The 14,317-nt window shown below is 67.0% G+C and carries 14 protein-coding genes; 7 read left to right on the top strand and 7 right to left on the bottom strand.

Translation table 11 applies throughout. The features are described from left to right. Positions 1-71 precede the first annotated feature (71 nt). On the bottom strand, positions 72-689 hold the full coding sequence (locus J2W36_RS23985; protein WP_307692293.1) for a YqhA family protein: 618 nt from the start codon (positions 687-689) through the stop codon (positions 72-74). A gap of 155 nt (positions 690-844) precedes the next feature. On the opposite strand from J2W36_RS23985, the gene acs reads away from it, so the two are divergent. Together acs and J2W36_RS23975 are read left to right on the top strand one after the other, a co-directional pair. Beyond that, entirely contained in the window at positions 845-2,854 is a 2,010-nt protein-coding gene (acs, locus tag J2W36_RS23980; RefSeq protein ID WP_307692292.1) for an acetate--CoA ligase, read from the top strand. A gap of 137 nt (positions 2,855-2,991) precedes the next feature. Then, positions 2,992-3,528: a LapA family protein gene (locus J2W36_RS23975; RefSeq protein ID WP_307692291.1), complete on the top strand. Its 537-nt coding sequence runs from the start codon at positions 2,992-2,994 to the stop codon at positions 3,526-3,528. Here J2W36_RS23975 and J2W36_RS23970 read toward each other — a convergent pair. Beyond that, entirely contained in the window at positions 3,522-3,830 is a 309-nt protein-coding gene (locus J2W36_RS23970; RefSeq protein WP_307692290.1) for a c-type cytochrome, read from the bottom strand. The two genes, J2W36_RS23975 and J2W36_RS23970, sit on opposite strands and share 7 nt — an antisense overlap. A 150-nt stretch (positions 3,831-3,980) precedes the next feature. On the opposite strand from J2W36_RS23970, the gene J2W36_RS23965 reads away from it, so the two are divergent. Then, entirely contained in the window at positions 3,981-4,532 is a 552-nt protein-coding gene (locus J2W36_RS23965) for a DUF3592 domain-containing protein (RefSeq protein ID WP_307692289.1), read from the top strand. 73 nt (positions 4,533-4,605) lie between these two features. Here the strand turns inward: J2W36_RS23965 and ilvD are convergent, their stop codons facing one another. Next, a complete protein-coding gene (gene ilvD / locus J2W36_RS23960; RefSeq protein ID WP_307692288.1) occupies positions 4,606-6,300 on the bottom strand; it encodes a dihydroxy-acid dehydratase in 1,695 nt (564 codons plus the stop codon). Positions 6,301-6,399: 99 nt separating this feature from the next. Here ilvD and J2W36_RS23955 point away from each other — a divergent pair, with 99 nt between their 5' ends. Then, positions 6,400-7,344 carry a LysR family transcriptional regulator gene (locus tag J2W36_RS23955; protein ID WP_307692287.1) on the top strand — a complete coding sequence of 315 codons (945 nt, stop codon included), beginning with the start codon at positions 6,400-6,402 and terminating at the stop codon, positions 7,342-7,344. Between the two features lie 43 nt (positions 7,345-7,387). On the opposite strand, the gene J2W36_RS23950 is transcribed toward J2W36_RS23955, so the two are convergent. Beyond that, positions 7,388-8,560: an MFS transporter gene (locus J2W36_RS23950; protein ID WP_307692286.1), complete on the bottom strand. Its 1,173-nt coding sequence runs from the start codon at positions 8,558-8,560 to the stop codon at positions 7,388-7,390. A 61-nt stretch (positions 8,561-8,621) separates the two neighbouring features. Beyond that, positions 8,622-9,677: a GlxA family transcriptional regulator gene (locus J2W36_RS23945; RefSeq protein WP_307692285.1), complete on the bottom strand. Its 1,056-nt coding sequence runs from the start codon at positions 9,675-9,677 to the stop codon at positions 8,622-8,624. A gap of 131 nt (positions 9,678-9,808) precedes the next feature. Between J2W36_RS23945 and lgt the strand changes: the two genes are divergently transcribed. Then, positions 9,809-10,636, top strand: coding sequence for a prolipoprotein diacylglyceryl transferase (lgt, locus tag J2W36_RS23940; protein WP_307692284.1), 828 nt, complete (start codon positions 9,809-9,811; stop codon positions 10,634-10,636). A 39-nt stretch (positions 10,637-10,675) separates the two neighbouring features. Here lgt and J2W36_RS23935 read toward each other — a convergent pair whose 3' ends face one another. Together J2W36_RS23935 and J2W36_RS23930 are read right to left on the bottom strand one after the other, a co-directional pair. Further along, a complete protein-coding gene (locus J2W36_RS23935) occupies positions 10,676-10,993 on the bottom strand; it encodes a YnfA family protein (RefSeq protein ID WP_307692333.1) in 318 nt (105 codons plus the stop codon). A gap of 11 nt (positions 10,994-11,004) precedes the next feature. Then, positions 11,005-11,916, bottom strand: coding sequence for a pseudouridine synthase (locus tag J2W36_RS23930; protein ID WP_307692283.1), 912 nt, complete (start codon positions 11,914-11,916; stop codon positions 11,005-11,007). 165 nt (positions 11,917-12,081) lie between these two features. Between J2W36_RS23930 and J2W36_RS23925 the strand changes: the two genes are divergently transcribed. Together J2W36_RS23925 and J2W36_RS23920 are read left to right on the top strand one after the other, a co-directional pair. Then, complete coding sequence (locus J2W36_RS23925) at positions 12,082-12,750, top strand: GntR family transcriptional regulator (RefSeq protein WP_307692282.1); 669 nt, start codon at positions 12,082-12,084, stop codon at positions 12,748-12,750. Further along, on the top strand, positions 12,747-14,225 hold the full coding sequence (locus J2W36_RS23920) for a malonyl-CoA decarboxylase (protein ID WP_307692281.1): 1,479 nt from the start codon (positions 12,747-12,749) through the stop codon (positions 14,223-14,225). The genes J2W36_RS23925 and J2W36_RS23920 overlap by 4 nt, the downstream gene beginning before the upstream one ends. The last annotated feature ends 92 nt before the right edge of the window (positions 14,226-14,317 follow it).

Genomic DNA, 14,317 nt, shown 5'->3' with positions numbered 1-14,317 from the left:
TTGGTCGTCTTTGGATCCTGGATTATAACTTTGCGGTATGAGCCGCGTCAAGCCAGCGGCGCCGACGCCGGTCAGTGCTCCCTGGACATCAGCCGGTCGGTGTACGCAATGGCCATGGCCGACAGGAGGAACGCAATGTGGATCACGGTCTGTGCAATCAGCACGCGGTCGCTGTAGTTGTCCGCGTTGATGAAGGTCTTGAGCAGGTGGATCGAGCTGATGCCGATGATGGCCGTCGCGAGCTTGACCTTCAGCACCGACGCGTTCACGTGGCTCAGCCACTCGGGCTGGTCGGCATGGCCTTCAAGGTCCATGCGGCTCACGAAGGTCTCGTAGCCGCCCACGATGACCATGATCAGCAGGTTGGAGATCATCACCACGTCGATCAGTGCCAGCACCACCAGCATGATCACGGTTTCGTTGAGCGCAGTCACCGGCGCGCTCGTCTTGTAGCCGATGCTGCTGATGAGCGCCTGCAGCGCGGTCTGGCTGCCGAAGGCGGCCTCCACCAGATGCAGCAGCTCGACCAGGAAGTGCACGACGTAGACGCCCTGCGCAATGATCAGGCCGAGGTAGAGCGGCAGCTGCAGCCAGCGGCTCGCGAAGATCAGCCGGGGCAGCGGTCGCAGCGGCGAACTCTTGCGCGGGACCGGTGGGTTCAGAGGGTCGAAGGAGTCGGGTGCAGACATCTGGGATGGGACGTTCGGGAAAACACGGATTCTAGGGCGCGCCTGTGTCGGCGCCGTGATGCCCCCGGTGCGCACTACCATGGCGAGTCAGTGCGCCGTAAGTGCACAGGTCGACATTACGAGCGAAACCAACCTTGCCCTGCAGGAGACATGAAGTGAGCAACACGAACAACAACATTGAATCCGTCCTGGTGGAAAACCGCGTGTTTCCGCCAGACGCGCGCGCGTTGCAAGGCGCCCGCATCAGCGGCATGCCAGCCTACGAGGCGCTGTGCGCCGAGGCCGCCGCCGACTTTGAGGGCTTCTGGGCCCGGCAGGCCAAGGAACATGTGGTCTGGACCCAACCCTTCACCCGCACGCTGGACGAGTCGAACGCGCCGTTCTACCAGTGGTTCGACGACGGTGAGCTGAACGTGTCGGCCAACTGCCTGGACAAGCACATGGGCACGCCGGTCGAGCACAAGACCGCGATCGTCTTCGAGGCCGACGACGGCACGGTCACGAAGATCAGCTACCGGGACCTGCTCGGTCGCGTGTCCCAGTTCGCGAACGTGCTCAAGGCCGAGGGCATCCAGAAGGGTGACCGCGTCGTCATCTACATGCCGATGACCATCGAAGGCGTGATCGCCATGCAGGCCTGCGCGCGCATCGGTGCCACGCACAGCGTGGTGTTCGGCGGCTTCTCGGCCAAGGCGCTGCAGGAGCGCATCATCGATGCGGGCGCTGTGGCCGTGATCACGGCCAATTACCAGTTGCGCGGCGGCAAGGAACTGCCGCTGAAGGCGATCGTCGACGAAGGCATTGCGCTGGGCGGCTGCGAGTCCATCAAGACCGTGCTGGTCTACGAACGCACGCTCAGCGACTGGAAGCGGGTGGAAGGCCGCGACAAGAGCTTCACCGAAGCGCTCGACGCGCTGGAAGGCCAGTCGCACGAATGCGCACCGGTGCCCGTGGGCGCCGAGCACCCGCTCTTCATCCTCTACACCTCCGGGTCGACCGGCAAGCCCAAGGGCGTGCAGCACGCGTCGGGTGGCTACCTGCTGTGGGCCAAGCTCACGATGGACTGGACCTTCGACCTGCGCCCGGACGACGTCTTCTGGTGCACCGCCGACATCGGCTGGATCACCGGTCACACCTACGTCGCCTACGGCCCGCTCGCGGCTGGCGCCACGCAGGTGATCTTCGAAGGTATCCCTACCTTTCCGCATGCCGGCCGGTTCTGGCAGATGATCGAGCAGCACAAGGTCAGCATCTTCTACACCGCGCCGACGGCGATCCGCTCGCTCATCAAGGCCGCCGAATCCGACGAAAAGGTGCACCCGAAGAACTGGGACCTCTCGAGCCTGCGCATCCTGGGTTCGGTGGGCGAGCCGATCAACCCGGAAGCGTGGATGTGGTACCACCGGAACATCGGGCACGAGAAATGTCCGATCGTCGACACCTTCTGGCAGACCGAAACCGGCGGCCATGTCATCACGCCGCTGCCGGGCGCCACGCCGCTCGTGCCGGGCTCCTGCACGCTGCCGTTGCCGGGCATCATGGCCGCGATCGTCGATGAGACCGGCAAGGACCTGCCCCACGGTGCCGGTGGCATGCTGGTCATCAAACGGCCATGGCCCTCGATGATCCGCACCATCTGGAACGACCCGGAGCGCTTCAAGAAGAGCTACTTCCCCGAAGAGATGGGCGGCACGATCTACCTGGCCGGAGACGGCGCGGTGCGCAGCGAAGACCGCGGCTACTTCCGCATCACCGGGCGCATCGACGACGTGCTGAATGTGTCAGGCCACCGCCTGGGGACGATGGAGATCGAATCGGCCCTGGTCGCCAAGACCGATCTTGTCGCCGAAGCGGCGGTGGTCGGCCGTCCGGACGACGTGACGGGCGAAGCCGTGTGCGCGTTCGTCGTGCTCAAGCGCGGTCGCCCGACCAGCGACGAGGAAGCACGCAAGATCGCGGCCGAATTGCGGTCATGGGTGGCCAAGGAAATCGGCCCGATCGCCAAGCCCAAGGACATTCGCTTCGGCGAGAACCTGCCCAAGACGCGCAGCGGCAAGATCATGCGGCGGCTGCTGCGTTCCATTGCCAAGGGCGAGGCGATCACGCAGGACACCTCGACGCTTGAGAACCCGGCCATTCTCGAGCAGCTCGGTCAGGCGTATTGAACGGGCAGGGCGCGATCACCCCTGGAGGTTGAGGGCGCCCGCTGGCGACGGCACTGCCCTGTGTCCGACAGGGGCACGGGTGTCGCATGGGTTACAAACAGACGATTAGAGTTTTCTTTTCTTCTGGGAGTTTCTACATGGGTATCCGAACGATTGTGCTGGCAGTGATCGTGCTGCTGATTGCGGCGCTGGCAGCGCTCAACTGGGGCATCCTGCTCACACCGACCGCGATGTCCATCGGCTTCATGCAGGTGACGGCGCCGCTGGGCCTCATCATGCTGGGCTTGACCATCCTGCTGGCGATCTTCTTCGTCGCTTATGTGGTGTACCTGCAAAGTTCGGTGCTTCTCGAAACCCGTCGCCACAACAAGGAAATGCAAGCCCAGCGTGACCTGGCCGACAAGGCCGAGGCATCGCGCTTCACGGAACTGCGCAGCTTCCTGGAGACCCAGGAGAACACGCACATGGCACGCAATGCCGAGCGCCACAGCGCACTGTTGGCACGTGTCGAGCAACTGGAGTCGGCTGTGCGTCAGCGCGCCGACCAGACTGACAACACGGTGGCGGCACACATCGGCCAATTGGAAGACAGGCTGGATCGCCGTGGCGCGCCGGTGGGCACTGTGGAAACTGGCACCGGCACGACCATCATTCCACCCGCGCCGAACTATTGAGGCGTCACCAGAATCCAGGTCGCGAGTTTCTTGGCCTCGGCCTCGCTGACCTGCGTGTTGGCCGGCATCGGCACCGGCCCCCACACGCCAGCGCCACCCTTGCGGATCTTGTTGGCGAGCATGTCTGCAGCGCCGGCGTCGCCCTTGTACTTGGCTGCGATGTCCTTGAAGGCGGGCCCGAGCACCTTGCGTTCGACGTTGTGACAGGCCATGCAGTTCTTGGAGGTCGCCAGTGCCAGGTCGGCCAGGACAGGCGCAGAGAAGCCAAGGCACATCGCGGCAAGCAGCAGCACTCTTTTCATGGGTCGCATTCGTGGGTGTCGTACAGTCGATTCAACGCGATTGTAGGGAGGCGGGTGCACAGCGCCGATTCGGTCGGTCCAGACCCCAGCGTATCCCGGCATTCGATCCCATCACCCGCGCGCGTGAGCGCATACCGATACCAGCCGCACATGGATGACGCCGTCGTTTCGCATGCCTTGAGCATCTTCAAATACGCCTTGCTTGCAGGCTTGGCAGTCTCCGCTTTGCTGATCTGGCGCAAAGGCGTGCTCTGGGGCATTGGCATCGGGGCGCTGATGGTGGGCGCGGCCGGTTTCTACGGTGCCGCCTCGGTCGGCTGGCCGCGCTACCAGGCGCTCGCCCATACCGAGCGCATTCAGGGGCGCGTGGTGGCGTACGTGTCGGAAAACGGCATGGACAGCAAAGGCAACACGACGGTCTGGCGTGCGCCCGTGGTCGAGTTCAGGGCGGCAGACGGCCAGTTGCGTCGCATCCAGGGCATTGGCGGCAGCTTGCCGCGCAGCAAGGAAGGCGACCCGGCGGAGGTGCGCGTGGCCGTTGGCAACCCGGCCGATGCCCGTGTGGCGGACTTCCAGGACGCATGGGGCCTGGTGATCGGGCTGGCCATCTTCTCGCTGTTCCCGACGCTCATCGGTCTGGCGCTCACGTATGCGGCGCGGCGCCAGCAGCGGTCGCCCGCGTTGGAGCAGGACCTGCCGTAGGACGAAGAAAACACAAACGGCCGAGGCACGCCATGTGCCTCGGCCGCAGGTCAGACCGCCCGGGGTCTGCAGCTCAATACTTGTCGAGTACCGCGCCCGAGCTGGCGCTCGATGCGTTGAACGCGAACTTCGCCTGAACGCCGCGCGTGTAGCGCGGGGCCGGGGGCGTCCAGCCTTCGCGGCGCTTCGCGATTTCGGCTTCCGGCACGTTCAGTTCGAGCTTGAGTTCGTGTGCATCGATGGTGATCGAGTCGCCCTCGTTCACGAACGCGATGGTGCCACCGGCCGCTGCTTCCGGCGCCACGTGGCCCACCACCATGCCCCAGGTGCCGCCCGAGAAGCGGCCGTCGGTGATCAGGCCCACGCTTTCACCCAGGCCCGCACCGATCAGCGCCCCCGTGGGAGCCAGCATTTCCGGCATGCCAGGGCCGCCCTTGGGGCCGAGGTAGCGCAGCACCATCACGTCGCCAGCCACGATCTTGCCGTCGAGGATGGCCTTGAGTGCGGACTGTTCGTCGTCGAACACGCGTGCCGGGCCCGTGATGACCGGGTTCTTCAGGCCCGTGATCTTGGCGACCGCGCCTTCGGGCGACAGGTTGCCCTTGAGGATGGCCAGGTGGCCTTCGGCGTACATCGGTTGGCCGATCGGGCGGATCACGTCCTGGTCGGCGCGTGGCACATCGGGCACGTCGGCCAGCACTTCTTCGATCGTCTGGCCGGTGATGGTGATGCAGTCGCCGTGCAGCAGGCCGGCCTTCAGCAGCACCTTCATGACCTGCGGAATGCCGCCAGCCTGGTGCAGGTCGACGGCCAGATACTTGCCGCTCGGCTTGAGGTCGCACAGCACCGGCACCTTCTTGCGCATGCGCTCGAAATCGTCGATGGTCCATTCGACGCCAGCCGCGTGAGCGATCGCCAGGAAGTGCAGCACCGCGTTGGTCGACCCGCCCGTGGCCATGATCACGGCCACGGCGTTCTCGATGGCCTTCTTGGTCACGATGTCGCGCGGCTTCAGGTCTTTCTTGATCGCCTCGATCAGCACCTTGGCCGATTCTTTGGCCGAGTTGGCCTTTTCGTCATGCGGATTCGCCATCGTGGACGAGTAGGGCAGCGAGATGCCGAGCGCCTCGAACGCGCTGGACATGGTGTTGGCGGTGTACATGCCGCCGCAGGAACCGGTGCCTGGGATGGCGCGCTTTTCGATTTCGTGCAGGTCCTCGTCGCTCATGTTGCCGGCGGCGTTCTGGCCCACGGCTTCGAACACGCTGACGATGTTCAGGTCCTGGCCCTTGTAGCGGCCCGGCAGGATGGTGCCGCCGTAGACGTAGATGGCAGGCACGTTGGCGCGCAGCATGCCCATCAGGCCGCCGGGCATGTTCTTGTCGCAGCCGCCGACCACCAGCACGCCGTCCATCCACTGGCCGCCCACGCAGGTCTCGATGCAGTCGCTGATGACTTCGCGGCTGACCAGCGAATACTTCATGCCTTCGGTGCCCATGGCCATGCCGTCGGAGATGGTGGGCGTGCCAAACACCTGGGCGTTGCCGCCGGCTTCCTCGATGCCGGCAATGGCCGCGTCGGCCAGCTTCTGCAGGCCCGAATTGCATGGCGTGATGGTGCTGTGGCCGTTGGCGACGCCGACCATCGGTTTCTTGAAGTCGCTCTCTTCATAGCCCATCGCGTAGAACATCGAGCGGTTGGGCGCGCGGTTCTTGCCTTCGACGATGTTGGCGCTGCGGCGATTGATCTGGATCGGCTTGGTGTCCATGGAAGTCTCTTGTGGTGGTGAATCGGGGGGACGCCAGTATCCGACGAATGACTGATTGGTTCCAATCCGTTTTCAAGGATGGATTGATATGCTCGGTATATGAAAGAAACGCTTGTCGATCTGCGCGCCTGGCGCCAGTTCCTGGCCGTGGCCGAGGAGCTGCACTTCGGCCGCGCTGCCCTGCGCCTGCACATGACCCAGCCGCCAGTGACGCAGGCCATCGCCCAACTGGAGAAGACCCTGGGGATCGTGCTGTTCGATCGCACGCGGCGTCGTGTGGCGCTCACGCCCGCGGGCGAGGCGCTGCTGCCCGATGTGCGCGATCTGCTGGAGCGCGCGCAGGCGCTGCCGGCCCGCGCCCGGGCGGCGGCGGCCGGCGAGGTCGGGCGGGTGCGGCTGGCCTTTGTCTCGACCATCGGCTTCGCACACCTGCCGCAGTGGGTGCGCGACTTTCGCGTGCTGTGTCCGCAGGTGGCGCTGGAGCTGGTCGAGGCGACCGGCGATGTCCAGCTCGAAGCCCTCGCGCGCGGCGAGATCGATGCGGGACTGATGCTGCACTCGCCTGGTTTTGCACCGCCTGGCCTGGCGCTCCTGCGCGTGGCGCAGGAGCCGCTGGTGCTGGCGTTGCCGGCCGCGCATCCTTGTGCACGTGCCGAGCGGCCGGCCGTGGCCGATGTGCTGGCCGAGCCGCTGGTGATCTTTCCGCGCCGCATCGTGCCGTCGCTGCATGACGCGATCTTCGGGCTCTACCATGCAGCCGGCCGGGTGCCGGTCATTGCGCAGGAGGCCATCCAGATGCAAACCATCGTCAACCTGGTGTGGGGCGGGCTGGGCGTGGCCTGGGTGCCGGAGAGCGTGCGCCAGTTCCAGCGTGACGGCGTGGTGTACCGCGCGGCGGGCGAATTGGCGCGAACGGGCCGTGGCAAGGCGACGGTCGTGCTGCCGGCGTGCGAGACCAGCCTGGTCTGGCCGGCCGGTGGAGCGAACCCGGCGCTGGCGCGCTTCGTGGCGTTCGTGCGGGAGCGCGAGGTCGCTGGGCGGTGAGGCCGCAGCCGCTCGCCCGCTGTGCGTGGCCCGCCTCGCCCTGCTAAGCCTCCCGGGCCATTCGCCGACCGCCCGCCGCCAGCACCCCCAAGGCCAGCGCGAGCAGAGGCAGCATCGCCACGTTGATCGCCGTCCAGCCCACGCCGTTGATCAGCGCACCCGAGGCGAAGGACATCGTTGCCGCGACGCCACCGTTGCTCAGTTCCATGAGCGCCTGTGCCTGCCCGCGTTCCTCGGGTGTGTGGGTGTCGCCGAGCAGGGTGGTGCCGGCGATCACCATCAGGTTCCAGCCGGCGCCCAGCAGGAAGGAGCTGGCAAGGAACTGGGTGAACGACAGTCCGCTGAGCGCGAGCCCGGCGCTGGTCACCAGGCACAGCGCGCCCACCACGGCCACGCGCCGGCCGCCCCAGCGATCGACGCAAGCGCCTGCGAAGAGGGCGGGCAGGAACATGCCGACGACATGCCACTGGATCACCTGCGCAGCGGCACCGGCTGAGAAGCCGCAGAAGTCCATGGCGAGCGGCGTTGCGTTCATCACCAGGATCATCAAGCCGTGCCCGGTCGCGGTCATGACCACCGCCGCACGCAGCGCCGGGCGCGCCAGCAGCTGGCGCATGGCCGCCATGCCGCCTGCCGCTGCGCGTGGCGCACCGCCTTCCGGCAACCGCGACACCACCAGCCAGCCCAGCGCGGCCAGCACGGCGATGGCCAGGTAGGCGCCCGCGAAGGGCGTGGCCAGTGCGTTGCGCGACCAGAGCGAGAGCGGCGGCGCGAACAGGGCCGCGAACAGCCCACCGCCGACCACGCAGGCCGCGGCCCGGCCCTTCTGGTGTGCGGCCACCGCTTCGAGCGCGGCATAGCGGTAGTAGCCGGAAGACGACTGGTACACCCCCACGCACAGCGTGCCGCAGCAGAACACCGCGAAGCTGCCCAGCAGCACGCCGGCCATGGCGACCAGTCCGCCCGCGATCCCAAACAAGGCACCGGTGCGCAGCCCTGCGCGCCGGCCGTGCCGCTGCATGAACATCGACAGCGGCTGGACCGACAGCAGGCTGCCGAGCACCAGCAGGGCCAGCGGCAGGGTGGCGAGCACTGGCCAAGGCGCCAGCCGCGCACCGACGAGGGAGGTCAGCGTGATGCCGATGATCGAACAGGCCCAGTACAGGGCCTGGCTGGTGAACAGCAGGCGAAGGGTGGCATTGCGCAGCAGCAGCACGGCGGGCTTTCGTTGGGGCAGGGAATCGTCAGCGTGACATGAGGAAGTGATGCGGCCGTGCTCAATCGGCGCGCGCGCCTTCGCCGAAGCGCTCGGCATAGGCTTGCGGGCTCACCGCGCGGTGCTTATGGAAGCTGCGCCGCAGGTTTTCCGGATGCGTGAAGCCGCACAGCCGGGCCACCGTCGAAATGGAGGCTTGCGCCTGTGCCAGCAAGGTGGACGCTGCCTCGACCCGCACGCGCTCCACATAGCGTGCCGGTGTCATGCCAAGTTCGCGCAGGAACACGCGCGAGAGCGTGCGCGTCGGCATGCACGCCTGCGCGGCCAGCGCGGGGAGTGACAGGTCACCGCCGAGCTGTGTGGGGATCCATTCGAGCAACTGCGCAAGCCGCGGTGCATGCAGCGTTTCGGGCGCCAGCAGCGGGCTGAATTGGGCCTGGCCCCCCGGCCGGCGCATGAACATCACCAGGCGACGCGCCACTGCCAGCGCGATCGGTCGGCCCAGATCGGCTTCGACCAGGGCCAGCGCCAGGTCGATGCCGGCGGTCACGCCGGCCGAGGTGAAGACATGGCCGTCCAGCGCATGGGCCGCATCGTAGGTGTGAAGGCAATCCGCCTCCACCTGCACCGCCGGATGCGCTTGGCGCAGCGTGTCCAGGCGGGACCAGTGGGTGGTGGCGCGCCGCCCGTCGAGCAGTCCGGCGGCCGCCAGGATCAACGCGCCCGAGCAGACCGAGCCCAGCCTGCGCACCTGCGGCGCGGCGGCGCGCAGCCACGACAGCAGTGCTGCGTTGTCCCTCTGGACGTCCACGCCGTCGCCGCCCGGCACCAGCACGGTGTCGAGCGTGGCCGGGTCGACGCTGTCGCGCGCGGCATCGGCCCTCAGGCTGAAGCCGGCCGACGTCGGCACCGCCCCTGCGGTATCGGCGAGCAGATGCAGTGTGTAGGCGGGCGGCAAGCCGTGGCCGGTGCGCTCGGCGTTGGCCGAGGCGAAGACCTGCAGCGGGCCGACGGCGTCGAGGCTCATCATCGCCGGGTACAGCAGGCACGCAACAGCACGCGGGCCGCGGCGGTCTTCCGGGGCGCCGCACGCAGGGGAGGGTTGCAAGAAGGGCATGCGCGCAGTGTCGGCTGCCTGTGCGGTGGCCGCAACGACATTGGCCCCACATATTCAGCCACCATGCTCAGGTGGGCGGTCAGTGTGCCGTCAGTGGGCGGTCACGGGGCGCCGGGCACAATAACGCCATCATGCTCATGTATCCCCATATCGATCCGATTGCCCTGCAGATCGGCCCGCTTGCCGTCCACTGGTACGGCCTGACCTACCTCGCCGCCTTCGCGCTTTTCTTTTTTCTCGGCACACGCCGTCTGCGGCATGAGCCGTTTCGCTCGGTCACCGGTGCGGGCGCCTGGAGCCGCAAGGACGTGGAAGACATCCTCTTTCTGGGCGTGATGGGTGTGATCATCGGCGGGCGGCTCGGCTATTGCCTGTTCTACAAACCAGGCTATTACCTCACGCATCCGCTGGAAATCCTCATGGTCTGGCAGGGCGGCATGAGTTTTCACGGTGGCCTGCTGGGTGTGATCGCGTCGATGGTGTGGTTCGCCCGTTCGCGTTCCCGGCCGTTCTGGCAGGTGGCCGACTTCGTGGCGCCCTGCGTGCCCACGGGCCTTGCCGCCGGACGTGTAGGCAATTTCATCAATGGTGAACTGTGGGGCCGCTTCAGCAGCCCGGACCTGCCATGGGGCATGGTGTTTCCGCAAAGCGGGTCCATGCTGGCACGCCATCCGTCCCAGATCTACCAGTTCCTGCTCGAAGGTCTGCTGCTGTTCGTCATCCTGTGGCTCTACGCGCGCAAGGAACGGCTCGAGCGCCGGGTGTCCGCCGTGTTCCTGATCGGTTACGGCGTGATGCGGTTCATCGCCGAGTACTTCCGCGAGCCTGACGACTTCCTGGGCCTGCTGGCGCTCAACATGAGCATGGGCCAGTGGCTGTGCGTGCCGATGGTGCTGTTCGGCGTCTGGTTGTACGTCAGCGCGCCGGCCCGGCATTCGGTGGTTGCACCGCGCGGCTGAGGCGCAGCACACACGCGGCACCGCGCATCGGCTGCGGTGCTAGCGTGGCTGGAACATGATGATGGCCATGCCGGCCAGCGCAATGCCTGCGCCGGCCAGGTCCCAGGGCGTGGGCCGGACGCCATCGATGGCCCACAGCCAGGCGATGGCCACGCCGATGTACACGCCGCCGTAGGCCGCGTAGACCCGGCCGGACGCCGTGTCATGCAGCGTCAGGAGCCACGCGAACAGTGCCAGGCTGATTGCGGTGGGCACCAACAGCCAGACCGAGCGGCCTTGCTTCAGCCAGAGCCATGGCAGATAACAGCCGAGGATTTCGGCCACGGCGGTGGCGACGAAGAGCAACAGGGTGCGCATGGCGAGGGCTTTCAAGCGTCGAGGGTCAGGGTGCTCTGGAATTCGCGCAGAGCGCCCGTCACCGGGTCGCGAAACGAAAGCTGCCGGGCCAGCAGCTTCAGCGGCGCGGCATGGTCGTCCTCAGCCGCCGGAAGGAGCACGGGGTAGACCGGGTCGTTGACCAGCGGCATGCCCAGTGCGTTGCAGTGCACGCGCAACTGGTGCTTGCGTCCCGTGACGGGTGACAGGCGCAGCCGCGCGTGGTCGTCGCCGATGCGCTCCAGCAGCTCGAAATGGGTGGTGGAGTTGGGCTCGCCCGCGACCTCGGCCGTCCGAAGGAACGATGCGTCGGGCACCAGCCGGCTGTGGCGCACGGCGGGCAGCACCACGCCGGACGGCCAGTGGACGATGGCTTCGTACTGCTTGCGCACGCCCCGGTCGGCGAACAGTTTCTGGTAGGCCGCGCGGCCTGCCGGGTCGACGCAGAACAGCACCAGCCCCGCCGTGCCGCGGTCGATGCGGTGGATGGGCGCGAGTGTGTCGATGCCCAGCCGGCGCTTCAAGCGCACGAGAAGGCTTTCCTGCAGGTATTTACCGGTGGGCGTGACGGGCAGGAAGTGCGGCTTGTCGGCGACCAGCAGGTGCGCGTCCTGGAACAGCACGCGTTCCTCGACGGGAATGCGCGGTTCGTCTTCGATCTCTCGGTAGTAGTAAAGGCGCTGGTGCGGCCGATAGGGCTGGGCGGGTTGCACCGGCCGGCCTTTCTCGTCGACCACATCGCCAGCGTGCATGCGGCTGCGCCACGTCGCCTCGGCAACGCCTGGAAAGCGCGCAAGCAGGAAGTCGAGCAGGGTGGGCCACTCGCCCGCAGGCAGGCCCACGGTACTGGGGCCGACGCCGCGCCGCGTGGGCAGGGGCGCGGTGGCGGCGAGGCGGGGAGGCACAGGTGAATTCAAGATGCCTGGAATGTACCGGGACCGTACCGTCGGCCGCACGCGAGGGGTGGGTATCCAGGGGTTTGTCCGGGCGCGGCGTCGCTTGCGCGGCCCCATGGGGATGCCCATAATTATGCGTAATTACCCAAAATTACGGCGCCCTCGAACTTGCCCATGCGCCTTGTCCCGAACTCGCTGCATCACCAGGTCGCCGCCACGCTGCGCGAGGAGATCTTCGCCGGCGCACTCACGCCGGGCAGCTTCCTCGATGAAGCCGCACTGTGCACCCGCCTTTCCATCTCTCGCACGCCCTTGCGCGAAGCGTTGAAGGTGCTTACGGCCGAAGGCCTGTTGCGCCATGAGCCGCGACGCGGCTGCTTCGTGGCCGAGGTCACGCAACGCGACCTCGACGAGATCTTTCCGGTGATCGCGCTGCTCGAAGGCCGGTGCGCCTGGGAGGCTGCAAGCAACGCGAGCGAGGCCGACCTCGATGCACTCGCAATCCTGCATGCGCAGCTCGAAGCACATGCCAAGGCCGAACGCATCAATGCGTACTACGCGACCAATTTCGCGATTCACGAGGCCATCATCACGCTGGCCGACAACCGTTGGCTCGCGCAGGCGATCGGCGACCTGCGCAAGATCCTCAAGCTTGCGCGGCTGCAGCAGCTCAAGGCACCCGGCAGGCTGCAGCAGAGCCTGGCCGAGCATCTGGCCGTGTTTGCCGCGCTCAAGGCGCGCGACAGCGAGGGCGCCGATGCCGCCATGCGCACCCACCTCCACCGCCAGCGCGAAGCCTTGCGTGCGCTGGCCCTGACCCGCAAATCGAGGCTCGCTTCATGAACACACCCACCTGGCTCGCCCGCGGCGTTTCGCGCCTGCGACCCAAGGCCGGCGCGAGCGACGCGGTCGACAAAAAGCCGCTGGCCGAGCTGCCTGCCGCCCGCAAGAAGGTGCCCGCGCCGCCGCCGCGCATGCTCGCCGAGCGGCTGGAAGCCACACTGCGCCGGCATGGCGAAGGCCTGGCGCCGCGCACGCTGCGCCGGGTGCTGGCCGACCTGCAGGCGGTGGTCGATTCGCGTGTGAGCGAGGTCGAGGCGGGCCGCCGTGCCTGCGAGATCGTCAAGTGGTACGCGGGTTGCGAGCCCGCCGAACGCCGCGACGTCTGGCTGCTGATGAGTGAGCGTTTCGCGCCCGACCCCAAGAAGCTCAACACCGCCCGCGACCGCCATCAGGCGGCCATGGGCACCCCCGACGAAGGTCAGGCCGAGGTGCAACTGCGCCGCGCGCTGGCCTCGCCCCGCGCGCGTCTGCTGCAGCGCTTTGCGATCGACGCCGGCGGCATGCGCTTTCTGGTCGACCTGCGCGCCGAGCTGCTGCCGCACCTCAAGAGCGACCGCCGTCTGGTGCCGCTCGATGCCGATCTGGAGCAGCTGTTCTCCACCTGGTTCGACGTCGCGTTTCTGGAACTCCAGCGCATCAGCTGGGATTCGCCGGCCTCGCTGATCGAAAAGCTCATCCAGTACGAGGCGGTGCACGACATCAAGAGCTGGTCGGACGTGAAGAACCGCCTCGACGATGGCGACCGCCGCTGTTATGGGTTCTTCCATCCGCGCTTGCCCAACGAACCGCTGATTTTTGTGGAGGTGGCGCTGGTCGACCACATCAGCCAGGGCATCGTGCCGTTGCTCGACGAGGCGGCCGCGGTGGTGCGACCGGACAAGGCCACCACGGCCATCTTCTATTCGATCAGCAACACGCAGACCGGCCTGCGTGGCGTGAGCTTCGGCGACTCGCTGATCAAGCGCGTGGTCGAGACCCTGCAGGAAGAGCTGCCACGGCTGAAGGTCTTCGCGACACTGTCGCCGGTGCCGGGCTTTCGGGCCTGGCTGGGCAAGCATGCAGGCGAACTGCTTTCGCGCCTGGACGACAAACGGGCGTCTGCCCTGGGCCGCGCTCTCGGTGCCATGCCGCCGACCGTTGAGCGCCTGCTGCCCGCGGCGGACGATGTGGCCGCGCTCGACGACAAGTCGCCGGTGCGTCAGTTCCTCCTGAGCGCGGCCGCCGAATACCTGGGCCGTACGATGGTCGAAGGCAAGCCGGTCGATCCGGTGGCGCGTTTCCATCTGGGCAACGGTGCGCGCATAGAACGACTCAACTGGGCGGGCGATCCCTCGGGCAAGGGGCTCAAACAGTCCTTCGGCCTGATGGTGAATTACCTCTACGATCTCAAACGCCTCGACAAGCATCGCGCGCTGCTCGCGCAAGGCCGCCCCGCCGCGGCGGGCGAGGTGGAGGCACTCTTTTTGAAGAGCTGAGCGCAACAGGGTGCAGCAAAGAAGAAAGGCTGGAGCGGACGAGAGCCGACCAGGCCGACCAGGGCACCGCCAACCCGGGTGCCAGACCATGC

The sequence above is a fragment of the Variovorax ginsengisoli genome (assembly GCF_030811835.1).
Lineage (GTDB): Bacteria > Pseudomonadota > Gammaproteobacteria > Burkholderiales > Burkholderiaceae_C > Variovorax > Variovorax ginsengisoli_C.
This window is presented reverse-complemented; position numbering and strand designations above follow the sequence as displayed.

Coding starts and splice junctions, on each gene's coding strand:
- J2W36_RS23945 (WP_307692285.1), bottom strand. CDS start 9,677: ATGCCCTTCTTGCAACCCTCCCCTGCGTGCGGCGCCCCGGAAGACCGC.
- J2W36_RS23970 (WP_307692290.1), bottom strand. CDS start 3,830: ATGAAAAGAGTGCTGCTGCTTGCCGCGATGTGCCTTGGCTTCTCTGCG.
- J2W36_RS23920 (WP_307692281.1), top strand. CDS start 12,747: ATGAACACACCCACCTGGCTCGCCCGCGGCGTTTCGCGCCTGCGACCC.
- J2W36_RS23975 (WP_307692291.1), top strand. CDS start 2,992: ATGGGTATCCGAACGATTGTGCTGGCAGTGATCGTGCTGCTGATTGCG.
- J2W36_RS23935 (WP_307692333.1), bottom strand. CDS start 10,993: ATGCGCACCCTGTTGCTCTTCGTCGCCACCGCCGTGGCCGAAATCCTC.
- lgt (WP_307692284.1), top strand. CDS start 9,809: ATGCTCATGTATCCCCATATCGATCCGATTGCCCTGCAGATCGGCCCG.
- J2W36_RS23925 (WP_307692282.1), top strand. CDS start 12,082: ATGCGCCTTGTCCCGAACTCGCTGCATCACCAGGTCGCCGCCACGCTG.
- ilvD (WP_307692288.1), bottom strand. CDS start 6,300: ATGGACACCAAGCCGATCCAGATCAATCGCCGCAGCGCCAACATCGTC.
- J2W36_RS23955 (WP_307692287.1), top strand. CDS start 6,400: ATGAAAGAAACGCTTGTCGATCTGCGCGCCTGGCGCCAGTTCCTGGCC.
- J2W36_RS23985 (WP_307692293.1), bottom strand. CDS start 689: ATGTCTGCACCCGACTCCTTCGACCCTCTGAACCCACCGGTCCCGCGC.
- J2W36_RS23965 (WP_307692289.1), top strand. CDS start 3,981: ATGGATGACGCCGTCGTTTCGCATGCCTTGAGCATCTTCAAATACGCC.